The 22,186-nt window shown below is 47.2% G+C and carries 20 protein-coding genes; 4 read left to right on the top strand and 16 right to left on the bottom strand.

Going from position 1 to position 22,186, the window contains the following annotated elements; genetic code table 11:
* The 6 genes from CUS_RS16115 to CUS_RS16095 form a co-directional block, all read right to left on the bottom strand.
* Nucleotides 1-651 (bottom strand): DUF4097 family beta strand repeat-containing protein, encoded by a 651-nt coding sequence (locus CUS_RS16115; protein WP_004167541.1) that lies wholly within the window; start codon nucleotides 649-651, stop codon nucleotides 1-3.
* 185 nt (nucleotides 652-836) lie between these two features.
* Nucleotides 837-1,571 carry a CPBP family intramembrane glutamic endopeptidase gene (locus CUS_RS16110; protein ID WP_002852661.1) on the bottom strand — a complete coding sequence of 245 codons (735 nt, stop codon included), beginning with the start codon at nucleotides 1,569-1,571 and terminating at the stop codon, nucleotides 837-839.
* 20 nt (nucleotides 1,572-1,591) lie between these two features.
* On the bottom strand, nucleotides 1,592-1,750 hold the full coding sequence (locus tag CUS_RS19950) for a hypothetical protein (RefSeq protein WP_004167543.1): 159 nt from the start codon (nucleotides 1,748-1,750) through the stop codon (nucleotides 1,592-1,594).
* Between the two features lie 108 nt (nucleotides 1,751-1,858).
* On the bottom strand, nucleotides 1,859-2,653 hold the full coding sequence (locus CUS_RS18870; RefSeq protein WP_004167497.1) for a DUF4097 family beta strand repeat-containing protein: 795 nt from the start codon (nucleotides 2,651-2,653) through the stop codon (nucleotides 1,859-1,861).
* Between the two features lie 12 nt (nucleotides 2,654-2,665).
* Nucleotides 2,666-3,508: a DUF1700 domain-containing protein gene (locus CUS_RS16100; RefSeq protein ID WP_004167516.1), complete on the bottom strand. Its 843-nt coding sequence runs from the start codon at nucleotides 3,506-3,508 to the stop codon at nucleotides 2,666-2,668.
* Nucleotides 3,501-3,827, bottom strand: coding sequence for a PadR family transcriptional regulator (locus tag CUS_RS16095; protein WP_037277778.1), 327 nt, complete (start codon nucleotides 3,825-3,827; stop codon nucleotides 3,501-3,503). Before CUS_RS16095 ends, CUS_RS16100 begins: the two co-directional genes overlap by 8 nt.
* Before the next feature lie 2,255 nt (nucleotides 3,828-6,082).
* Between CUS_RS16095 and spoVAC the strand changes: the two genes are divergently transcribed.
* On the top strand, nucleotides 6,083-6,544 hold the full coding sequence (gene spoVAC, locus CUS_RS16090) for a stage V sporulation protein AC (protein WP_037277772.1): 462 nt from the start codon (nucleotides 6,083-6,085) through the stop codon (nucleotides 6,542-6,544).
* A 21-nt stretch (nucleotides 6,545-6,565) separates the two neighbouring features.
* Here spoVAC and CUS_RS16085 read toward each other — a convergent pair whose 3' ends face one another.
* The 10 genes from CUS_RS16085 to CUS_RS16040 form a co-directional block, all read right to left on the bottom strand.
* Complete coding sequence (locus CUS_RS16085; protein ID WP_004167483.1) at nucleotides 6,566-7,471, bottom strand: LysR family transcriptional regulator; 906 nt, start codon at nucleotides 7,469-7,471, stop codon at nucleotides 6,566-6,568.
* Nucleotides 7,472-7,507: 36 nt separating this feature from the next.
* The gene (locus tag CUS_RS16080; protein WP_004167547.1) at nucleotides 7,508-8,035 is read right to left on the bottom strand and encodes a hypothetical protein; all 528 of its coding nucleotides are present in this window, start codon (nucleotides 8,033-8,035) and stop codon (nucleotides 7,508-7,510) included.
* A 20-nt stretch (nucleotides 8,036-8,055) separates the two neighbouring features.
* On the bottom strand, nucleotides 8,056-8,586 hold the full coding sequence (locus CUS_RS16075; RefSeq protein WP_004167493.1) for an inorganic diphosphatase: 531 nt from the start codon (nucleotides 8,584-8,586) through the stop codon (nucleotides 8,056-8,058).
* Nucleotides 8,587-8,765: 179 nt separating this feature from the next.
* On the bottom strand, nucleotides 8,766-9,320 hold the full coding sequence (locus CUS_RS16070; protein WP_004167498.1) for a hypothetical protein: 555 nt from the start codon (nucleotides 9,318-9,320) through the stop codon (nucleotides 8,766-8,768).
* 79 nt (nucleotides 9,321-9,399) lie between these two features.
* Nucleotides 9,400-9,645 carry an acyl carrier protein gene (locus tag CUS_RS16065; protein ID WP_004167478.1) on the bottom strand — a complete coding sequence of 82 codons (246 nt, stop codon included), beginning with the start codon at nucleotides 9,643-9,645 and terminating at the stop codon, nucleotides 9,400-9,402.
* Between the two features lie 2 nt (nucleotides 9,646-9,647).
* Nucleotides 9,648-11,432 (bottom strand): HAD-IIIC family phosphatase, encoded by a 1,785-nt coding sequence (locus CUS_RS16060; RefSeq protein ID WP_002852662.1) that lies wholly within the window; start codon nucleotides 11,430-11,432, stop codon nucleotides 9,648-9,650.
* 66 nt (nucleotides 11,433-11,498) lie between these two features.
* A complete protein-coding gene (locus tag CUS_RS16055; protein WP_004167479.1) occupies nucleotides 11,499-14,387 on the bottom strand; it encodes a DHHW family protein in 2,889 nt (962 codons plus the stop codon).
* A 14-nt stretch (nucleotides 14,388-14,401) separates the two neighbouring features.
* Nucleotides 14,402-15,823, bottom strand: coding sequence for an MBOAT family O-acyltransferase (locus CUS_RS16050; RefSeq protein ID WP_004167546.1), 1,422 nt, complete (start codon nucleotides 15,821-15,823; stop codon nucleotides 14,402-14,404).
* A gap of 269 nt (nucleotides 15,824-16,092) precedes the next feature.
* Entirely contained in the window at nucleotides 16,093-17,736 is a 1,644-nt protein-coding gene (groL, locus tag CUS_RS16045; RefSeq protein WP_004167544.1) for a chaperonin GroEL, read from the bottom strand.
* A gap of 117 nt (nucleotides 17,737-17,853) precedes the next feature.
* Entirely contained in the window at nucleotides 17,854-18,126 is a 273-nt protein-coding gene (locus tag CUS_RS16040) for a co-chaperone GroES (RefSeq protein WP_002852664.1), read from the bottom strand.
* Between the two features lie 464 nt (nucleotides 18,127-18,590).
* On the opposite strand from CUS_RS16040, the gene CUS_RS16035 reads away from it, so the two are divergent.
* From CUS_RS16035 to CUS_RS16025, 3 genes are all read left to right on the top strand, one after another.
* Complete coding sequence (locus CUS_RS16035) at nucleotides 18,591-19,292, top strand: response regulator transcription factor (RefSeq protein ID WP_004167484.1); 702 nt, start codon at nucleotides 18,591-18,593, stop codon at nucleotides 19,290-19,292.
* 127 nt (nucleotides 19,293-19,419) lie between these two features.
* Nucleotides 19,420-20,697, top strand: coding sequence for a HAMP domain-containing sensor histidine kinase (locus tag CUS_RS16030; protein ID WP_227945266.1), 1,278 nt, complete (start codon nucleotides 19,420-19,422; stop codon nucleotides 20,695-20,697).
* A 102-nt stretch (nucleotides 20,698-20,799) separates the two neighbouring features.
* Entirely contained in the window at nucleotides 20,800-22,110 is a 1,311-nt protein-coding gene (locus tag CUS_RS16025; protein ID WP_242831563.1) for a S1C family serine protease, read from the top strand.
* Nucleotides 22,111-22,186 lie beyond the last annotated feature (76 nt).

Here is a 22,186-nt window from a genome sequence, read left to right as displayed (position 1 = left end):
TCAGATATACTTTATCTTAGGTTTGCCGATGCCTGTTTCGGCACTGACATTTGTGGGCTTGTTTGTGAATGACAGGTCAACGTTGCCGATACCGCTCTTAACACTGACAGTGTCCTGCACTGCGCCTGCAAAGGATATGTTGCCCGTACCGCAATCAGCTTTCAGGCTGTCAATATCGCCTTTCAGCTTTATATTGCCTGCGCCCGCTTCAACTGTCAGCCTGCCGCCCGATATATCGGTCAGTTTGATGTCGCCAGCGCCCGACCTCACTTTAAAGCAGTCTTTTGCAGTCACATTCTGAGCAGTCACGTTTCCCGCATCCGAGTCTATCATGACACTGCCGCTATTCACATTTTCAAGCGAGATGTTGCAGGCAGCAACATCTATGGTGATGCTTTCAAGCGCCTTGTCGGTCAGGTAAAGGGTAAGCGTTTCAGCATAGAACACCCGAAACATCTTACTCAGCATGTTATTTTCGGGCAGTTCGATATTGAGAACGCCGTCAGCTGCCTCGACCGTCACATCATCGGGGATATTACTGCATTCAGCCCTGACCGTCTTACAGCCGCCCACAATATTCAGCCCGACTATCTTGTCTTTGATCTTCACCGAAGAAAAATCTTCGGCAGAGAAAGTCTTATCCAGTACCATTTTTTATTATCTCCTTTTTGTAAATATCTCAGCACTGATGTGTATGATACGGCAGTCGCTCGTTTATCTGTATCTCTTCAATTTCTCCGACCGACTCATTTTGTTATCTCCTTAGTCTTGTTCCTTTTGTAAGCCGTATCCCCCCGCCGCAAATGCGGGGGAAACGACCGTTTATCTATTTATATTTATCTTGCCGAAAGGTAAGTCCACACGCATATCAGCGCATCGTAAACGCCGTGACATATCATCAGCGAAAGCAGGGTACAGCCCTTTATCTTATTTCTGAAAGTGCAGAAGATGAAACCTATCACCGCAGTGAATACCACCTGCACTATACTGCCGCCGAAGATGTGGAACAGTCCGAAAAGCAGTGACGAACCTATCGCCGCATAAAGTTCCCTGCCGAAGAGTGCATTCAGCTTATCATAGATGACTCCGCGAAAAACCAGTTCCTCAGCCGCGCCGACAGCTGCTATGCAGTAAACGAACTGATATGCGAACTGCCAGGGTTCGGTATAAAGGTAACTGCTGACATATCTGCCGAAGCCTGCGATATGCGGCACGCCGGTCAGCACCAGTGAAGATGCCGCGCCAAGAGTTATGCCGATAAGCACCTGCCTGACGATCCCCTTTTTCTCAAAGCCCAGCTGTGACAGCGTAGTACCGTCCTGCTTTGCGACCATTATCGGTATCACAGCCACCAGCCAGTAAAGCACGACCATCAGTGCCGCCCGCAGTCCCAGAGGTGCATTTGCAAGCAGTTTATTCTGAAACTCCTTAAGCACGAACAAGCCTGTCATACTGCCCATGAACGCCACTGTCAGCGCCGTTATATTATTTTCCAGCCGTTCGGAACGCTGTGCGGCGGTAAGGGTCTGACCCTTTATCCACACACGGTCTTTCTTCAAACGGTTTTCCATATTACACACCTCCGATGTGGTCATACTCTTATCAGCGGGTGAAACAACTCCGTACTATTGCCCGATAATATAATTACTACCGCCAGCAGCAGCAGTATCGCTGTAACTGTCAGCGCTTCGTAATACTCCGCAAGACCGCCTCTCAGGCGGGAAAAGGTGTTTTGTGTTCTCTCTTTCATGTTATCACTTTCTGTTTTTCTGTCTTTATTTTCCGCTCAGTTTTCCCTTTTATGCGGCATCTTCCCGGTCAGATGAGGGGAAGATACCTTTATAAAAGGGAGCATATCTTACTGGTTGTAGTTAACAGAGGTTTCGCCAACGCCTGTGTCGATATCTACTTTATATTTCTTCTCGAACTCTGCCTTGTCGTTAGTGAGGTTTATGGTGCATTCGCCAACACCTGTATCTATATCTATATCGCCGTTGACTTCACCGTAGAAATCCACCTCGCCTGCGCCTGTATCGAAGTCGATACCGCCTGTAACAGCATTATTTACCTTGACATCGCCTGCGCCTGTATCGATCTTCAGTGCCTTATCACAGTTGAAGTTATTTACGGTGACCTCACCCGCGCCTGTCTTGATGTGTGCCTTTACGCAATTCAGGTCATCAACGGTTATCTCGCCTGCGCCGCCGCTTATCTCGAACGACTCAAACTTTGCATCGGGGAGATATATCTTTGCATCTATCTCGTTATATTTCCAGTCGAAAAGATCCTGCCATTCAAAACTAAAACCAAAACTGGTGCGTAACTCAACCTTAAGAGTGCCGTTTTTCTCTTTCAGCACATAGTCTTTGGGTATCTTGCCCTCGATATGTACCTGATCGTCATCGCTCCTGCCGACATAAACAGTACCCGTATTAACAATGATATCGACCTTTTCCACATTGCCGCCGTCAACAGCATCGACCACATCAGTAACACCGTTTTTTGCATATCTGCTCATATCAGTAGTCGCCGTCCAGATGCCGCCGCCTATCAGCATGGCCGCACCCACTATGACCATGCCCACCGAGAAGTACGGGAATATTCTCTTTTTTGTGCCCGTAAACTCCTTGTCATTTATATTGAAGTTGTTCATGTTGTTTCCTCCTTAGCGAAAAAACTTGCAGAAGAGTTTCTTTATGCCGCCGAATATCCACTTGCAGAGCTTAGTAAGACCTCTGAAAGCGGGTCTTGCTACCAGTCCGAAGATACCAAGCAGAAGAAGTCCGCCGCCTATCTCCATAACGCCTATCGGTGTGACCCTGAACAGGTCAACTATACCGCCGCCTATCAGTGAAAAGCCGCCGGCTATCAGGCTGACTATCAACCCCAGCAGTCCGCCCAGAATGCCAACTATTGCACCGAGAATACCTACAACGATACTGCCCCAGATGGGTACGGTAAGCAAAAGTATCAGCACCTTAAGAATGACATTGTTGCGCTTGCTTTTCTGCACATCGGTCATGCTCGGGTCGTTGAACTGCTTGTCATAAACATTTTTCGCGGTGGTGAAAACGCCGTCTACAAACTGCCCAAACCTGCCTGCCGCCTCATTGAAATCAAAACCTGCGGCATTCTGTGCCTGACCAGCGCCTGAGGTATTGCCTGTGCCGTAGCCATAACCGTAATCGTAGCCGCCATGAGTATTGCTATTATTCTCTTTGCCGACTTCCTCAAACTGAACATCCTGAGCGTGCCCGTAAGCATTTCTGTCAGCCTCGCCCAGTTCGTAAGCCGCATCGCCGTCAGGGTGAAAACCGTTGTCTATCAGTATCTCTCTTGCGAGTTCTTCGGGCGAACCCAGCATGCTGACCGTCTGCTCGTCACTGCCGTAACCCGAATCGAAAAATATCTCCTCGTAGTAGCTGAGCGCGTCCTCGATATCATCACGGGGGAGCCCGCCTTTTTCGAGGTTGTACCTGAGGCTCGTCAGAAATTCCAGTCTATTCATTATCGTCTGCCCCCTTGTTCATCAGTATACTGTCTACCTTTTCTTTATGCGCCTGCCATTCTACTCTGTACTCTTCAAGCGCCTCGTTGCCTTTGGGTGTGACCCTGTAATATCTGCGGTTTCTGCCCATGTACTCCTTATCGTAGGTTTCCAGAAGATCATTCTTCTGCAATCTTCTCAGTACGGGGTACAGTGTTGACTCCGAGATATCCACCGCTTTTCTTAAGTACTGTGTGATCTCGTAGCCGTAAGTGTCATCATTCTGCACCACCGAAAGCACCATTGCGTCGAGCAGTCCTGCATTGACTGAAAATCCCATATTTCTGCTCCTTTCTTTGATAACTCTGTGCATAGTCTTTCTCCTTTGCGTTCTTTGAACTTTTGTCTACCGGAATGTGTAACTGCATGTATCTATAATATATTATTTGCAACAGTATTTTTTAATTTCCAATATCTTTGTTCTGATGATATTATACGCCATATAATATTATTTGTCAATACAATATTGCAAAATTCAATTAGTTTTATAGGAATGCACAACAAAAGTCAGCAATCAGCTATCTTGATTTAGCTATTTCCACATAACATACAGCTTATCCGCGCTTTATTTGCTGATATTTCAGGCGCAGGCGACAGAAATATCCGCCTTCGGACACGGTTAGTGAGAAGCATTCTCAGAGCATTCTCTCCGACCGCGATCAGCCAAACTTCGTTCAGTTGACAAAAGACCGACACACATTCTATATATAGAATATCACTTATATATAAGGAAACAAGAATAAACGCAAAGATATATTATATAGATACGATGATCCGCAAGAAATGCCCGATTAATTAGCCGAAGAAAAGCCGTCTGATTTAATTGTCTGTTTCGACAGTATATTGGTTTTCATAACATATAATTTAGCAACAACGCTTAAAAAATCATGTAAATTATTTCCAATTACTAACATTTCCTTAATAAAAAGCTATCATTGATTAATAATCAATAGCTAAACCCAAAGGTCAGTTACAGTATAAATTAACCATCGTTAAGTTAATATATGTATATGATAGGTTCACACCTACATAATGTTAAATAGTTTATCATTATTTGTAAATCAGCACATCGCAAACGTTTTCTAAATCAGTATTTTAGCACAGATGCTTAAAATTCCATGTAATTTATTTCCAGCCTGACAATATTTCTTAATATTAGAGCCTAATTTAATATACTATTTAGCCTGTCAGTAATACTTAACTAGCATTAGCGACACATTTCGTATACATTTATATTACTCTGACCGATTTTAACACCGTTCTGTAACCTTTTTTCGGCGGCATTTTCGTTGCACCATTAGCGCAGTGACCTCTGCGGGAGGGCTTTGTTCTAATCTGTGACGGATATATTTATAATTAAAGCATTTAGCTTTATTTGTACATTAGTACACGAGAACAGTATTTTTAATATGTGTTTTAGCAAGAATGCTTTAAATTTCATGTAAGTAATTTCCAGAAAGTCATCTTCTTTTAATATTCCTGCCCTGATTTAGTATACTTTTGGAGAGTATCAGTCTTTCAGCAGAAAGCAGGCAAATCCTATGATTAATTATTTTAACACAATTTGTACAATAACACAAGAAAACCGTTTTCTGAACGGCTCATTTAGCAACAATGCTTAAAAAATCATGTAAGTAATTTCCATGTAGTCATTTTTCTTTAATATTAACGCCCGAAATAGTATACTTTTCTCAGGCTTAGAATACGAATATTTTCCAGATGATACATATTTTGTATACTTCATCAGAACTCAGAGCGAAGCGATCAATATATATTCAATTATTTCTGAAAGCGTTTTCGCGGCGAGGCTGGAACTTCCTTAAACAAGACTTCACCTTTGATTTTGGTTACGGTCGTAACTATGACGGATATATTTATAATTAAACTATTTAGCTTTATTTGTACATTAGTACATGAGAATAGTATTTTTAACATGTGTTTTAGCAAGAATGCTTAAAAAATCATGTAAATAATTTCCAATCAGACATTTTTCATTAACAGCCGCGCCGAATATAGGATATCATTTTCGCATTTTGTCAATAATTTTGAGGTGAATGCCCTATTTTCAACTATTACCGAGTTGTTTATAATTAAACCATTTAGCTTTATTTGTACATTAGCACATAATATTCTCATTCTTAACATGTGTTTTAGCAAAGATGCTTAAAAAATCATGTAAATAATTACCATCTTGACATTTTAGCTTAATATTTTTTCCGAAGTCAGTCAACTTTTAAGAGGGTTATCCGATCTCCGGGTGAAGCACTTGGCTTGGACATTTTAACTTTTTATTTCTCTTTGTACAATACTACAGCGAAAACGTTTTCTAAATCCCGCTTTTAGCAATAACGCTTAAAATTTCATGGAAATGATTTCCAAACAGATAAATTTCTTTAATACTTGCGTCTGAAAGAGTATATTTTCAGCCAAAACCGAAACACTATTTTACAAAAGCATACACACATCATATACATTTGCCGCTGTGCTGTCACCGCGATAAATGTCTGCCGAAAAAATTTCGCAAAGGAGATAACTATGCAGGATCTTACCGAGAAAACAGGCATCACAAAAGAACACTACGCACGACTCGTCACCGCCGCCGACCGCCCCAGCAAGTGGTACAAAAACCTTCCTAAAGCCTTTATTATCGGGGGACTTATCTGTCTTTCGGGTCAAGTGCTGTCTGCCGCCTACAGCGCAGCGGGGCTTTCCGAAAAAGCCGTTGCTTCCGCCGTTTCGATCACGCTGATCTTCATTTCCGCGCTGCTTACAGGGCTGGGACTGTACGAAAAAATAGCAAAACACGCGGGTGCAGGCACACTTGTCCCCATAACAGGCTTTGCAAACTCTGTCTGCGCACCAGCTGTGGAGTTCCGAACTGAGGGCTTCATCACAGGGCTGGGCGCGAAAATTTTCATCATCTGCGGACCTGTCATTCTCTACGGTACGCTGGCAAGTATCGCCTACGGGCTTATTTACTGGCTTTTCAAGGCATAAAAAAAGGCTGGGGCAAGTGCCTCAGCCTTTTTCTGTATTGTTTTTAAGTTCTTCGATATCCTGCCTGAACTGCCGCAAAAACAGTTCTGCCGCCTTAGTGAAGACTGTGTACTTCTTCCAGACGAACGTGCAGGTCGCTTCAAACTTCGGAAGCAGCGGTTTGAAGCACAGTTTGCTGTCGCCGCTGACATTTATCAGCTTGTCGAAAGTCACGCAGTAGCCCATGCCCTCAGCCGCCATTACCGAACCGTTGTACACCAGATTATACTCTGCCGCGATGTGCATATTCTCATCATACTTGCTTATCATTTCAGCGATGCGGGTGTTGTGGTTGGGCTGTCGGGGGATTATCAGCGGCTTGCCGATAAGGTCAGACAGTTCGATGACATCTTTATCGGCAAGGGGCATATCCTTGCGCATCAGCACACCGAAAGTATCTTTCAGCGGTATCTCGATGCCCTCATACTTACTGCTGTCGTAGGGCTGGAATATCATGCCGAAGTCTATCAGCCCCCTGTCAAGCCTTTCAAGCACATCTGTACCGTCTGCGCTGTAGATGCTGTAGCGGATATCGGGGTGCTCACACTGTAGCTTCTGCGCGGTGTCGGCTATCAGCTTTATAGAATATGTTTCACCCGCACCGATGTAGACCTTGCCCGACACCTGTTCACTGCTCTGGCGGACTTCCAGTTCGGTCTTTTCCATCAGTTCGACTATCTCTTCCGCCCGCTTGCGGAGTATCATACCCTCTTCGGTAAGCGTTACGCCCTTGTTTGAACGTATCAGCAGTGTCGTGCCCAGTTCTTCCTCCAGCTCTTTGAGCTGACGGGAAAGCGTGGGCTGTGAAAGATAAAGCCTTTCCGCCGCCACCGAATAGCTTTGCTCACGCGCTACCGCGAGAAAATATCTCAGCACCCTTATATCCACCGACACCCCTCTTTTCTATTCAGACCTGACCTGCACCTACCACTCTTCTTCGCCGTAACGACTGACCTTTACCTCAAACGTGCCCTTGTCAGTGATGGTGACTTTCACCATTCTCACGTCCTGCGCTCTGCATTCATATATGCCGAACTCCGCGTTTCCCTCACGGTCTATCTCAATATACTCGATCCTCATGCCGTCAAGAAAAAGGCTTTTCGAGGTAAGCATACCATTCTCATCGGGGATAAATCCCTCGCTGTCAGCAAGGGCATCGAGCGCCGCCATCTTCACGCGGTAGTCCACATTTGCTTTATCCGCAAGGAAACGCCCCAGCGCCGCTAAGCCTTTATCGGCGGTCTTTGCGACAGGGTCATCGTAGAACACCGTCACCTCCAGAGGTTCACCGTCATCTTCATACCAGTCAAAAACGTTACAACAGCTGGGATTATTGTACTGTTCGTAATAATCCGTGAACTGCCCGAACGGTGTGTCGATATAGACTCTCTGGGGAGTCTGCGGCTGAGGCGGCTTTTCTTTTTTGCCAAACAATTTACCAAATAGTGACATTTCTTTCTCCTTTCAGCGCATCACTTGCAGAAGCACTCGATGTACCTGTCGATACAGCTCTCAATGGTTTCAACTGCGGCATCAACGCCCTTTACATCGTCAATGACAGTATCTTTGTTCTCCAGCGCCTTGTACACGGTGAAGAAATGTTTCATCTCATCAAAGATATGCTTAGGCAGTTCACTTATATCGCGGTACATATTATATGTGGGGTCGTTAAGGGGTATGCAGATTATTTTCTCGTCTGCCGCGCCGTTATCCATCATCATTATCATGCCTATCGGATAGCAGTCCACCAGCGAGAGCGGTTCAAGCGTTTCCGAGCAAAGCACCAGCACGTCCAGCGGGTCGCCGTCCTCAGCATAGGTACGCGGTATAAAGCCGTAATTGGCGGGATAGTGAGTCGATGTATACAATATCCTGTCCATCTTCAGCAGACCTGTAGCCTTGTCAAGTTCATACTTTACCTTTGAGCCTTTGGATATCTCGACAACAGCAGTGAACTTATTTTTAGATATAGATTTCGGTGAAATATCATGCCAGATATTCATACTGACCTCCTGTAAAAAACGTCATTCTCGCGTTCATGCCAAAAATTATGAATTATGACTATCCCTTTAGCACACCAGCTGAAAATGTTGTAAACAAAAGGATAATTGAGCGCCATACGCTAGCCACCTTAAGTTCTGTAAAACCGCCGTTTTTGTGGTGTGTCAGCGGGATAACCACGTTATGAATTGAGTACCATTCCCGCATCGTGCAATAGTTCGGGCAGATCGTATACCGTGATGCCGTCAGACTCAATGGGGGTCAGAACACCCTCATCATCATCGGACATATAGTCGCTGAGCGAATCAGCCTTATCCTTCTTCTTAACGCCTATCTTCTCAAGCATCTCACTTATTTTCTCAGCCCTGATGCTGTCGCAGTAGGCGTAAAACTCCTGAAATTCTCCGAACATCATTTCGTCCTCACAGGGATATCCCCCAAAGCCGAAACGCGATGGTCCGTCATTCATCAGCAGGTCGCCGTAACAGTCCAACAGCGCCAGCGCCACTTTTTTCGTGCAGTCAAGGATATAGCTGTCATAACCCTCTCCGTCCTCGCGGGGCAGGTCTATAAAGAAGAACAGCTGTTTCGGCAGAAGCCCGATATACTCCCTTGCACAGGACAATATCTGTTCCGCGCTAAGCAGACCGCTCACCTCTCTGCCGTTTCTGCAAAAACTGCTCTCCACCTTGTCAGCACCGGGCGATGATACGCCCGCACACAGATTTATGCTCACTCTGACACCTCCCTGACTTGATCTCTCGTTATCGTTATGTTGATATATATTCCTGCAAGCCTGCCATTTTCGGCAGAGCTTACTTGCCCCTCGCCATGATTATCTTAAGCATATCGCCAACGTTGTTCATGCCCGAAACTTCGCCCATCTTGAATTTCATGCCGAACTCGTCCTCAACAGCGCCTATCAGCGTGATATGCTCGATGGAGTCCCAGTCCTCTATGTCGTCAGCGGTGGTCTTTGGTGTAACGACAATGTCATCATCATCAAAAACGTCCCTGAAAACTTCGTTGAGCCTTTTCAATATATCATTTGCGTTTGCCATTTTTAGTCCTCCCTTTTGACATTTATTGCCTTATTTTTACTCTCTTTATGCTCATCAAGCGAAAGCGCCCACACTGTCGCGCCGTCATCATGTGTTTCTGTCAGTGTAAAGCCCAGTTCGCCATAAAATTTCTCGACCATCTTATTCTTCGCTGTGGGGAGATAATAGCCCACAAGTCTGTCAGCGCCGACATTTTTTGCGGCTTTCACCAGTTCGTCCAGCATGGCGTATTCCATGCCCCTTTTCAGCACTCTGCACGACATCAGCCACAGTTCGATATGTACTTCCCTGCCGTCAACTCTGCCTATTATCTCGGACACCACGCCGTTATCGCCAAACTTGTCAGCCAGTTTGCCGTACAGTGTGACATAGCCCTGACTTTCCATAAAGTGTGTCATATCGCTTTCAGTGAAGCGTTTTGTGGTCAGGTTGAACTGATTGCTCTTGCCCGCCAGCTGTGCCAGTCTTTCAACATAGACAGGCTTGAAAGGTGCTATCTCGGCATTCATTTCAAGGCTCAGCAGGTAGTCGTTATAGTCAGCGAACTTCGACTGCGCCTGTTTGCGCTTGGCATTTTCGGCGTACATTTCGGTGCGTTTTAGGTCATCTGCCGAAAGGCTGACCGTTTCAAAGAAGCCCGAACGGTCGATAACACGGATATAGTCCCACACCTCGCCAATGTCAGGTGCCGAGAAACCGCATGCGCGGACTATCTCGCGTTCAGCAGGGTTATCGTCTGCCAGCACTATCGACTCAGACAGCAGGTCGAGTTCTTTTGCGGTATTCACCAGGTTCTCGCTTTTAGGCTCCCAGTTTGCCTTTATCAAGGTAAAGTCTGCGGGCTTGACAGCGCCTTCGGGGTGTTCAAGACCTGCTATGGCGTTTTCCTCTTCGTTTTTCGAGCAGACAGTCAGCAGTACGCCGATATTTTTCAGCGACTTAACATACTCCTGCCACTGGTAGAAAGCCATAGCTTCGGCAGTTTCCTGCCCTATTGCGAGGTTTTCAACGCCGTCATCACCGACTATGCCGCCCCACATGGTATTATCCAGATCAAGCGCCAGCACTTTTTTATTTCTGCCACAAACTGCTTTTATGACCTTAGCGGCTTCAAAGCAGAGGTCGGGTATAAAGCGCGTATTGAGGGCATATTTGTACATATACCAGTACTGCGGGTCGCTCCACTCGTCCAGTCCGCAGACAGCCGAGAGGTAATTGACATCACAGAGGTAGACCCCGCTGTGAGCATTTATCTCGTCTGCAAGTCTTAAATTCAGCCTGCCGACGAAATTGACCAGCCCGCGCGGGTCAGCGCCGCTGTTATTGCCCATAAGTCTTGATGATGGCAGTTCAAAGTTATTCTGCACCACAGCACACCCGAACTTTTCGTGCAGGCTTTCCCACATCTGCACATAGCCCGCAACTTCGGCATCAAGCCCGTCTGCTATCTGTTCGGCAGACATATCGGGTGACGGCTTGAAAGTGAGGTTCCTAAGCCCTGTATGGAGCCATACTATCTCAGGCTTGAAATCAGAAAGTTCCTGCGATGGGAAAAGCGCTTCCTGCCTGAACATATTATACTCGCATTCATAGAACTTTGCGGCTATGCCGAAATTCCTGAGAAACAGTTCCAGCACCCTGACGATATCGGCAGTTGTCGAACCGCCCAGCACAGCAACTCTTTTAGTGACAGCAGGTGCAGGCTCCTGCTCTTCCAGCAGTCGTCTGAGTGCTTTTTTCTTTTTCATTATAAAGCTGCTGTCAAAGGGGTATTCAAGTTCTTTCATGGCTATCCTTTCAGCTTATGGTCTTATTGTGTGGGCGAATGCGGCGCATTCCTGCATCGAAAGCTGTTAACTTTCAGCTGTCGGCTCTGCGGTGCTTGTTTCTTCTGCCTGACCGTCTGCCTTGCTCTCTGTTGCTGTTACCGCTTCTTCGGGTTTGCTTTCAGTGCTCTCTTCCTGCTGACTGCTTTCCTCTGTCTGAGTTGTCAGCGGCGATGCGGAATCCTGTATGCGGTTATTGTTAATGGCTGTGATGTGCATCTCGGTAGAGCATGATGTCAGCGATATCGAGAACAGCAGGTCGGTACAGCCCACCGCTTCACAAAATTCTATCGCATTTTCATCAAAGTATCTGAAATCGCAGACATATATCTTCTCAAAGCTGTGTGTGAAGAAAGGCACAAGTGCATTTCCGTAGCTGTCCTTGAAGATGACCAGCGTTCTGCCGTTTTTGACATCGGTATCTATCTCGGTTATCTCTTCGTCCTTGCCCATTATTGCAGAGTAGCAGTTTACGCCCTCAGCAAAGTCGAAGAACAGCAAGCCCTCCTGACCATTGGTGAAGTCTGTATTGTAGTAGATGGTCTTATACTGATTATCGGGCTTATAGTAGATGAATGTATCGGGGTGCGCTTCCAGTTCACTGTCATAGTCGCTGTAGGCGTACATAGTACCGAGAAATCCCTCTATCTGGCACTTTTCGTAGGTTTTCAGTGCGGGGTAATCAACGCCCGCCTTATCAGCGAAAGCCTTGCCTGCGTAATAAGCGCCAAGCGGCTGCCAGTGGTGGTCGGTGCGGGAATAGATATATTCATCGGTGTGCGCACCGATAGCGGAATAGGCATCGACATTGATTATGCCCTTGAGTTCAGCGGCGATATTATCGATGTTATCTTTCTGGTCTGCCACGCTGTCCTTGAAATTATTTGGCATATAGAACGCCGCAGAGGTCGGTATGCTCATATTGTAGACATTGACATTCGGCAGAGCCTCTTTGTACTTATTGATGGTCTTGGCATACAGCGCACCTGTTTCAAACTGACCGTAGTAGCCTGCGACCGCCCTGACTTCATCGCCCTTGCCGAATACTATCACATCGCCCTCCATAGCACCGTCATCGAGTATCTCAGGGAGTTTTACGACTTCCTCTTTTTTGGTGGTGGTGATTATATCGGGCTTGCTGTCAGCTTTTTCAGTGGTAGTTGTCGCTTTGGGGTCGGTGTTAGCGGTGACGGTGGTCACAGCCGCCATCTTCTCTTCATCGAGAGTTTCCTTTTCGACCGTCTTATGCTTGCCGCTGACCTTAGCACCGCCCAGATCTATACCCTTTAGACGGTCATACTCGGCGCTGAATTTTTTCAGATCCTCACGACCCGGTATGGTATCGGTGAAGTAATCGTCTATCGCCTTAGTGTATTTGCCCGAAAAATAACTCTTCAAGCTGAATTTCGGGAATTCTGTCAGGTTGCGGTTCTCGGAATTTATGAAACCGCTCTCACGTTCCATAAACAGCAGTGAGAAGAACACCACAAATACCACGCCAAGACACATGATGCAGTTTATAAACTGAAATTCCAGTTCATGGTCGAGGTTTTTCCTGCGTCTGGACACTTTTCCGGAGTGTCTTGCCGCAGTTTTAGCGGTCGCAGCAGTGCTTGTGTCGGGCTGTACGGGCTTTGCGGCAGGCTTTACCTGCTCACGCTTCATCTCAGCCTTTTGGGTTATGATGGTGTGGGTATGCTCGTCACTGTTTTCATACTCTTCGCGCACCTTGCCCTTTTTGTCAGCCTGCACCTTTTTGAACATCTCCGAGAAGTTATACTCACCCTCTGCGGTCGGTTTCGGCTCTTCGCGGGCGCTCTTTTCGGAAAATTCCTCAGAGGTTACAGACTTCACAGCCGCCTCAGCTTTTTCCTCTTCCTTTTCAAATACTACAGGTATCTCATCGGTGACCTCTTTTATCTTCGGGGCATTTTCCTCAGCTTTTTCGTCATTTACAATGAAGACCCTTGTGTTGCCGTCCAGCGTTTTTTCGGCTTTTTTCGGTGTTTCTTCGACCTTTTCGGTCTTTGCTTCTGCGGGCTTGTCCTCAGCCTTTGCGGAAGAGATCTCGGGCTTCTTTTCAGGTTTCTTCTCAGGCCGGAGATCGTCCAGCTTCATTTTGTTGAGGGGCATTTTCAGCGCGACTGTGCGCTTTGTGGCAGAGTTTTCCTGCTCTTCCCTGTAGCCCGACATATCAACGGTGACCTTCTGCTTGTTGACCCTGTGGGGTATCTCCTTCACGCGGGTATCGCCGTCATTGCCTACATTCATCAGAAGTTCCTGCTTGCGGGGCTTCTCGTTGAGGAGCGGCACCACCTGCTCGCGTTTTTTCTCCCTGACAGCATCGTCCACCAATGCGCCGAAATCGGGTATCGGCTCAGGTTCGGGAGGGCGTGTCATAACAGGCAGCGGCGCGATGAAATCGGGCGGCAGCTGCTTTTTGACGGTCGGCTGCTGAACATTCTGCGCGGGTATCTGCTGTGTGTATGCAGTCCTTACAGGCTGACCGGCAGGGGCAGTATAATTCAGCACAGGCGCACCGCCGACCTTTTTGGGTGCAGGCGGTATAGGGCGCAGAGGTGTGCTGTCATCGTCGCTGTCATCTATCCAGACGCTCTTTTTAGGTTTCAGCACCGGTGTATCCGTCCATACGCTGTGACTGCGTTTCAGACGGTCTGCCTTTATCTTATCGACTATCTTATCATGTTCGGGCGTTGCTTCGGTGCGCGGGCGGTAGTCCTGCGGAACGAAGTTTTTCAGTTCCCTTTTCTCGGCGGCGGGCTTTTTCCTCACGGCGGGAGTGGGTATATCCCTGCCGCCCAGCGTCACGTTATTAAGCGACTGTTCATAAGCCTTTGAAAGCGCTTCCAGATCTACTGCGGGAGAGCGTCTGTTCTTATTATTGTTTTCATTCATATTTGCTCACCTGCTTAAAATCTGAAATAAAGGAACGGATTATTTGTGTTGTTCACCAGCAGCAGACTGCTTGCCAGCAGCACCAGCGCATTGCAGATAACGCCTGCCGACTGGAAAATGTAAGCACTGCCAGGCTTCTCGAAGGCTTTCTCGCGTATCTTCGGTATTATCGGCATTGCAAAAACTATCGCCGCGATGAACAGGAAAATGTTGCCCATAAATATATTAGCTGTGTAGGAGTCGATGAACGTGTTGCCGTTAAGACCTATTAGTGCCTTGAAGAATTTCACCAGCTGTGGCAGTTTCTCAAAATAGAAGATGCCGAAGCCCAGGAAAATAACGACTTTCGTATAAACATGCGCCAGCGGCAGAGGCATTTTCTTCATGCGCTTTTTGCCTATCAGCATCTCCATCATTATGAACAGACCGTAGTAAAGTCCCCAGAAAACGAAATTCCAGCTTGCGCCATGCCACAGACCTGTCAAAAACCACACAAGGAAAAGTCCGCCATACTTGCGGCGCTTGCCGAAGATGGGTATATAAAGCACGTAATCGCGGAAGAATGAACTAAGTGAGATGTGCCACCTCTGCCAGAATTCGGAAATGGTCTTGCAGACGAAAGGATAGTTGAAGTTCTCGTTAAAGTGGAAGCCGAACAATCTGCCAAGACCGATGGCTATATCGGAATATCCCGAAAAATCGAAGTAATACCAAAGTCCCACAAGTATAGCGCCGTACCATGTACCCAGCACCGAAAGGCTGTTGATAGCTTCATAGCCGTTCTCAGCCTCACCGAAAAGCGATGTCACCACAGTACTCAGGCCGTTGGCGATGAGGACTTTTTTGCCAAGACCCAGAATTATTCGCGAGAAGCCCTCCGAAACGTCCTTGATAGTGGTCTTGCGGTCTTCTATCTCGTCAGCTATCACCGAGTAGCGCACTATCGGTCCTGCGACCAGCTGTGGGAACAGCGACACGTACATCAGGAATTTCAGGAAACTCTTCTGCGGTTTCACCTTGCCCCAGTAGCAGTCGATGGTATACGAAAGTGTCTGGAAGCTGTAGAAAGAGATACCGATGGGAAGCCGTATCTTCGGCACATCCAGCCCCAGCCCCGTGACGGCATTTAAGTTCTCAACAAAGAAGCCTGTATACTTGAACCCGAAAAGCAGTCCCAGATTGAATATAAGCGAAAACGCCAGTGCCAGCTTAGCCTGAAAGCCCTCAGGGTGCTTTGCGATGATGCGTCCGTTGGCGTAATCCACCAGTGCCGAAACGAACAGTATGCCGACCCATATCGGTTCGCCCCATGCGTAAAATATCAAAGAGAAGACTATCAGCACCAGATTGCGGACAGTCGCGCTGCGGGTGATAAAATAGCATATCAGGCACACAGGCAGAAAAAAGTACAGAAAAAACAGGTCTGCAAAAACCACTCTTATTACTCCTCACATAATTTTTCTTCAAATCAGCGGCAAAAAGGTCAAATTTTGCCGAATATGGTCATATACAGTTATTATACCACGTATTTCCCCACAGGTCAACAAAAATAATAAAAATCATGTGAAAAAAATCGTACAGAAAATCATCGAAAAGTCAGCATATTGATTAAAAACAAAGTATCAACATACTTTTACTGCTTTGCAAACACAAAAAAGCGGAGGACAAAGTCCTCCGCCAATAATTATGAATTTTGCATTATGAATTAATACATGCCGCCCATGCCGCCTGCTGCACCTGCTGCCGCTGCCATAGCCGCATCAGCTGCGGGATCCTTCTTGTCAGCAACAAGGCTCTCGGTGGTCAGTACCATAGCCGCAACGGAAGCTGCGTTCTGGAGAGCGCTTCTTGTGACCTTAGTAGGATCAACGATACCTGCGGGGATCATATCAACATACTCGCTGCTGTAAGCGTTGAAGCCGTAGCCGACCTTGCCCGAACGAACGATGGTGTCGATGATGACGCTGCCCTCAAGACCTGCGTTTGCAGCGATCTGTCTGAGAGGCTCTTCCAGTGCCTTGTAAACGATCTGAGCGCCTGTCTTTTCATCGCCTTCAAGAGCGTCTACCAGTTTCTTGACTTCGGGCATAGCGTTTATCAGAGCGGTGCCGCCGCCTGCTACGATGCCCTCTTCAACGGCTGCCTTAGTAGCTGCCAGAGCATCTTCTATACGCATCTTCTTCTCTTTCATCTCAACTTCGGTAGCTGCGCCGACCTTGATGACTGCAACACCGCCTGACAGCTTAGCCAGTCTTTCCTGTAACTTCTCTCTGTCAAAGTCAGAAGTTGTAGTTTCGATCTGACCCTTGATCTGCTGGATACGAGCCTTGATATTCTCACTCTCGCCTGCGCCGCCTACGATGATGGTGTTCTCCTTCTGAACAACGATCTGTCTTGCAGAACCCAGCTGTTCAATAGTAGTCTCGCTCAGTTCCATGCCAAGTTCGGTGGAGATAACTTCGCCGCCTGTCAGGATAGCGATATCCTGGAGCATTTCCTTTCTTCTGTCGCCAAAGCCGGGAGCCTTTACAGCAACACAGGTGAAGATGCCTCTCAGCTTGTTCAGTATCAGGGAGCTGAGTGCTTCGCCCTCAACGTCCTCAGCGATTATCAGCAGCTTCTTGCCCATCTTTACGATCTGCTCCAGCAGAGGCAGGATATCCTGCATGTTGCCTATCTTCTTGTCGGTGATGAGCACCAATGCATCGTCAAGAACAGCTTCCATCTTCTCGGTATCGGTCACCATGTAGGGGCTGAGGTAGCCTCTGTCGAACTGCATGCCCTCTACTACTTCGCTGTAAGTTTCAGCAGTCTTGGACTCTTCCAGAGTGATAACGCCGTCAGCAGTTACCTTCTCCATAGCCTCAGCTATCAGCTGACCGATGGTATCATCAGCAGCAGAAACAGCGCCTACTCTTGCAATGTCCTTGCTGCCCTCGATCTTCTTGGAGTTCTTGATGATAGCCTCAACTGCGGTGTCAACAGCCTTTGACATACCCTTTTTCAGTATCATCGGGTTAGCGCCCGCAGCGATGTTCTTCATGCCCTCACGTACAAGTGCCTGTGCCAGCAGAGTTGCGGTAGTAGTACCGTCACCTGCGGCATCGTTGGTCTTGGTGGCAACTTCCTTCACAAGCTGTGCGCCCATGTTCTCGAAAGCATCTTCCAGCTCTATCTCCTTAGCGATGGTAACGCCATCGTTGGTGATGAGAGGTGCGCCGTACTTCTTGTCAAGTACGACATTTCTGCCCTTAGGTCCGAGTGTTATCTTAACAGTATCAGCCAGCTGGTCGATACCTGCCTGTAATGCTTTTCTGGCGTCCTCGCCGTAGATTATCTGTTTAGCCATAATAGATCTCTCCTTCTGTATATTTGCCCCGCAAACAGAGGGGCTGTGTATTTTCCGACAACGCCGCTGACTACAGCAAAAACCATGTCAGCGTGATGATCTGTGCCTTGCTGAGTCTTACTCGACAACTGCAAGCACATCCTCCATTTTAAGAATGGTATATTCCTGACCGTCAACCTTGACATCAGTGCCGCTGTATTTTGATACAAGCACCTTGTCGCCTACCTTTACCTGCATAACGACACCCTCTTTGCCGGGTCCGACTGCAACTACCTCAGCTACCTGAGGCTTCTCCTTAGCCGAGCCTGCCAGTATGATGCCGCTGGCGGTGGTCTCCTCAGCTTCGGTCATCTTAATAACAACTCTGTCCATAAGCGGTTTGATATTCATAATAGGTTCCTCCTTGAAATTATTGTCATGTTTTAGCACTCTTCATCTCTGAGTGCTAAGTATATTGTACCACGATTTTTCCAAAATGCAATACATATATTTCATTTTTGTAGATTTGCACAAAAGGTGCTTTAACGCTATGGCCGATTTTGTGTCAGTATGTGTCTGTTATTTTACAAAGATTTATGTTATAATTTATTGTAATTAGTATTAGTTGCAAACTAACATTCACAAGTGCTTTTGTTATTGATTTTTGAACAAATCCAGCTGTCTTCAAGTTATAGCAAAAAATAATCTTAAATGTTCACAAAAATTTAACCGCGAGTTCACAAATTGCGAATGTAAATTTGTTATACTGTAAATACCAATTATAATATATTTTAATTTGCTGTCAGTGCGCTGACGGCGTCAGATCGAGTGCTGCAGTCCGGGTCGTGGCTGAGCCAATGAAAGGAAGATGAAATATGTCACTTGGAAGAGTCTTGGTAGTTGATGATGATAAGAATATCTGTGAGCTGCTGCGTCTTTATCTTGAAAAGGACGGATATGGCGTTATCCTGGCTCACGACGGCGAAGAAGCAGTTGTCAAGTTCAACGCCCTGAAGCCTGATATCATTCTGCTTGATATCATGCTGCCCGGTATTGACGGCTGGCAGGTTTGCCGTGAGATAAGAAAGAAGTCCAACGTGCCGATAATCATGATAACAGCAAAGGTCGAAACATTCGACAAGGTGCTGGGTCTTGAACTGGGCGCTGATGACTACATCGTAAAACCATTCGACACAAAGGAAGTTATCGCGAGAATAAAGGCTGTCTACAGAAGAGTAGGTCAGTCCTCTGCTGAGAGCGAGATCAAGGAAGTCAAGTACGACAAGCTGTCTGTCAACATGACCAGATATGAACTGAGAGTTGACGGCAAGGTACTGGATACTCCCCCGAAGGAGCTGGAACTGCTGTTCCATCTTGCATCTAATCCCAACAGAGTATACACCAGAGATCAGCTGCTTGACGAAGTATGGGGCTTTGAGTACTACGGTGACTCAAGAACTATCGACGTACATGTTAAAAGACTTCGTGAGAAGCTGGAAGGCGTTTCAGACAAGTGGGCGCTCAAGACCGTTTGGGGCGTAGGCTACAAGTTTGAAGTCGCAGAAACAAATGAATAACGGCAAAAGTATATTTACAAGGTACTTTGCGATTTGCTCAGCAGTAATACTGATAAGCTTTTGTTGCTTAGGTACAGTATTACTGCTTGTTTCTTCGCGGTACTTTTTAGATGAAAAGAAGAGCCTTATGCTGAAAGATGCCAAGGCTCTTGCTTTGTATACGCAGTATAAAATGCTGGCAGAGCCCGACGGCTGGCGTGAAGATGTCAGAGAAGAGTTAAAGACCTACTCGATAGGCAGCAATGCCGACTACATGATATGCAGCGATGACGGCTTCGTTGTGGCAGTCACGGGCGGCGATGTGGGCGATGTTGACAAAGGTATACTCAAAGGCTTCGATGAAGAGGGGGCTTATATCTATGACGATCTCGGCGGTACGCTGGGTGAAGTCTGCCACATAATGGGCGTGTCTTTCAGAGCAAACGGTCCTGAATACTACGTGCTGGCATATTCGCCAAAGTCTGAACAAGACAATTATACGAAGAACATCATGGAAATATTCATGGTATCAGCGATAGCTGTGCTGCTGGTAGTGATGTTCCTTGTGTATTTTGCCACACTTAAGCTGACAGCGCCCATAACTGAGGTCGCGGAGATCGCAAAAAAGCTGGGCGGCGGCGATTTCTCGGTGACTCTGCCCGAGTATACCACGAGAGAATTCAACCAGCTGTCTGAGGCTTTCAATGAAATGGCGGCTAACCTAAAAAGCTATGACACCATGCGCAACAGTTTCCTCGCCAACGTTTCACATGAATTGAGAACGCCCATGACCTCAATAGGCGGCTTTGTTGACGGCATTCTCGACGGCACTATACCGAAATCACAGCAGGGGTATTATCTCAGGATAATCTCATCGGAGGTCGGCAGACTCACAAGGCTGGTCAAAAGTATGCTTAACCTTGCAAAGATAGAGGCGGGCGAACTTGAACCCAACAAGACCAGCTTTGCAGTTACAGAACCGATACTGGATACTCTGCTTACATTTGAACCGCGCATAAACGAAAAAGAGATCGACATACGCGGGCTTGATGTACAGCGCATAAATATGTATGCTGACATCGACCTGATACATCAGGTAATGTACAACCTTATCGAAAACGCCATAAAGTTCGTAGATAAGGGCGGGTACATCGAATTCAACTTTGCCGAGGACAATGACCAGACAACCGTTTCGATACGCAACAGCGGTGAGGGTCTTGAGGAAGACGAACTTCCGCTGGTGTTTGACAGATTTTACAAGACCGACAAGTCACGCGGCATTCACGCGCAGGGACTTGGTCTGGGTCTGAACATCGCACGTTCGATAGTTGAGATACACGGCGGCAAGATAATGGTAAAAAGCGTTAAGGGCGAGTTCACGGAGTTCACCTTTAACATACCAAAGAATGAAAAGAACGAGGAATGAAGTCGGGGGACTGCTGTTCGCGGCAGCCCCCTTTTCCGATAATATGGCATTCGCTTATCTGCAAAATGACCATAGTTTCGATCAGAGGTGAGTAAAATGGATATGAACGAGAAAAATGTCGGGGAATTCAGCGCTGAAAACACGCAGTCCATCGATGAGCTGAACAGTTTCACCATGCCTGAGGGTTCGGTGGAGGAAGAAGAGATAGTTGACAGGGATTTCTGGAAAGGTCTGACCTTGCCGGAAGTCTACGACCGCCCCAAAAAACGCGGCACAGGCAAACGTGTGGCGGCAAACCTGCTGCTGGCAGTGGTCTTTCTGGGCGTTGGCTTCGGCATAGCCTGCGTAAGTGCAAGGGGACGCGGCGTGGTGTCGAACCTTGTCACAGGCGGCAAGCACATGACCTTTGACTTGCAGGTAGATGATGTACCTGAGGTAGCTGACGACCTGAAAGACGAACAGGGCAGATACACTGCGGCAGGCATCGCAGAAGTCTGCGGACCGTCGGTGGTATCGCTGGATATATTCACCGAGCAGTCGGAGTTAATGCCGACAGGCAAAGGCAGCGGCATAATCATAAGCACAGACGGTTACATCGTATCCAACGCCCACGTTATAGACAAGGCGGTAAACGGCATCAAGGCGGTGCTTTTTGACGGCAGAGAGTATGCGGCAAAAGTAATAGGCTCAGATCCGCGCACAGATATCGCTGTCATAAAGATACCTGCTGTAGACCTTACGCCTGCAACTTTCGGCAACTCAGATCAGGTAAAGCTGGGCGAAGATGTGGTCTGCATCGGGTCGCCTGCGGGATACAGGCATTCGGTATCAAAGGGCATCATATCGGGTATCGACCGCAGGATAGTGCCTGAAAATTCCACCATGTCGGTCAGCTGTTTGCAGGTAGATGCGGCGATAAATCCCGGAAATTCGGGCGGCGCGATGTTCAACATGTGGGGGCAGGTCATCGGCATACCATCTTCAAAGCTGTCCTCCATCGACTATGAGGGAATAGGTTTTGCCATAACCACAAACGAAGCCAGATCTATCATCGAAGACCTTATGGAGTTCGGAGAAGTTCAGGGCAAGGCGCGCATGGGCATCACCTTTGTGCCGATATCTCAGGCGACCGCCGAACTGACAGGCTCAACTGCGGGTCTGATGGTGCAGAGCATCTCGCCCGACTGCGATGTGGCGAACACAGACCTCGCACCCGGCGACCTGATAACCAAAATAAACGATAAAGATGTGAACGAACTTGAAGATGTCCCCACCTACGTACAGCAGGAACTGACTCCCGGCGATGATGTGACGATACATGTCATTCGCAAGACCGAAAGCAAAGATGAAGAATATGATTTCACATTCAAGCTGATGAGCGACAGAGGTACACTGGTGGAGAAAAAGAAATAACAAACCGTATCGAGGTCATCCAGCTGACACACAAGGTACAAACGACAAAAAAACCCTCTTTCCTTTCGGAAAGAGG

This window comes from Hominimerdicola alba 8 (assembly GCF_000178155.2).
Classification (GTDB): Bacteria; Bacillota; Clostridia; order Oscillospirales; family Ruminococcaceae; genus Hominimerdicola; species Hominimerdicola alba_C.
Note: the sequence above shows the minus strand (reverse complement) of the source record. Positions and strands in the feature narration are given on the sequence as shown.

Excerpts from the sequence above, each read along its gene's own strand:
- CUS_RS16100 (WP_004167516.1), bottom strand. The coding sequence starts at position 3,508 with ATGAATAGACTGGAATTTCTGACGAGCCTCAGGTACAACCTCGAAAAA.
- CUS_RS16055 (WP_004167479.1), bottom strand. The coding sequence starts at position 14,387 with ATGAATGAAAACAATAATAAGAACAGACGCTCTCCCGCAGTAGATCTG.
- spoVAC (WP_037277772.1), top strand. The coding sequence starts at position 6,083 with ATGCAGGATCTTACCGAGAAAACAGGCATCACAAAAGAACACTACGCA.
- CUS_RS16025 (WP_242831563.1), top strand. The coding sequence starts at position 20,800 with ATGAACGAGAAAAATGTCGGGGAATTCAGCGCTGAAAACACGCAGTCC.
- CUS_RS18870 (WP_004167497.1), bottom strand. The coding sequence starts at position 2,653 with ATGAACAACTTCAATATAAATGACAAGGAGTTTACGGGCACAAAAAAG.
- CUS_RS16075 (WP_004167493.1), bottom strand. The coding sequence starts at position 8,586 with ATGAATATCTGGCATGATATTTCACCGAAATCTATATCTAAAAATAAG.
- CUS_RS16095 (WP_037277778.1), bottom strand. The coding sequence starts at position 3,827 with ATGGGATTTTCAGTCAATGCAGGACTGCTCGACGCAATGGTGCTTTCG.
- CUS_RS16115 (WP_004167541.1), bottom strand. The coding sequence starts at position 651 with ATGGTACTGGATAAGACTTTCTCTGCCGAAGATTTTTCTTCGGTGAAG.
- CUS_RS16030 (WP_227945266.1), top strand. The coding sequence starts at position 19,420 with ATGCTGAAAGATGCCAAGGCTCTTGCTTTGTATACGCAGTATAAAATG.
- groL (WP_004167544.1), bottom strand. The coding sequence starts at position 17,736 with ATGGCTAAACAGATAATCTACGGCGAGGACGCCAGAAAAGCATTACAG.
- CUS_RS16065 (WP_004167478.1), bottom strand. The coding sequence starts at position 9,645 with ATGGCAAACGCAAATGATATATTGAAAAGGCTCAACGAAGTTTTCAGG.
- CUS_RS16035 (WP_004167484.1), top strand. The coding sequence starts at position 18,591 with ATGTCACTTGGAAGAGTCTTGGTAGTTGATGATGATAAGAATATCTGT.
- CUS_RS16080 (WP_004167547.1), bottom strand. The coding sequence starts at position 8,035 with ATGTCACTATTTGGTAAATTGTTTGGCAAAAAAGAAAAGCCGCCTCAG.
- CUS_RS16060 (WP_002852662.1), bottom strand. The coding sequence starts at position 11,432 with ATGAAAGAACTTGAATACCCCTTTGACAGCAGCTTTATAATGAAAAAG.
- CUS_RS16040 (WP_002852664.1), bottom strand. The coding sequence starts at position 18,126 with ATGAATATCAAACCGCTTATGGACAGAGTTGTTATTAAGATGACCGAA.
- CUS_RS16110 (WP_002852661.1), bottom strand. The coding sequence starts at position 1,571 with ATGGAAAACCGTTTGAAGAAAGACCGTGTGTGGATAAAGGGTCAGACC.
- CUS_RS19950 (WP_004167543.1), bottom strand. The coding sequence starts at position 1,750 with ATGAAAGAGAGAACACAAAACACCTTTTCCCGCCTGAGAGGCGGTCTT.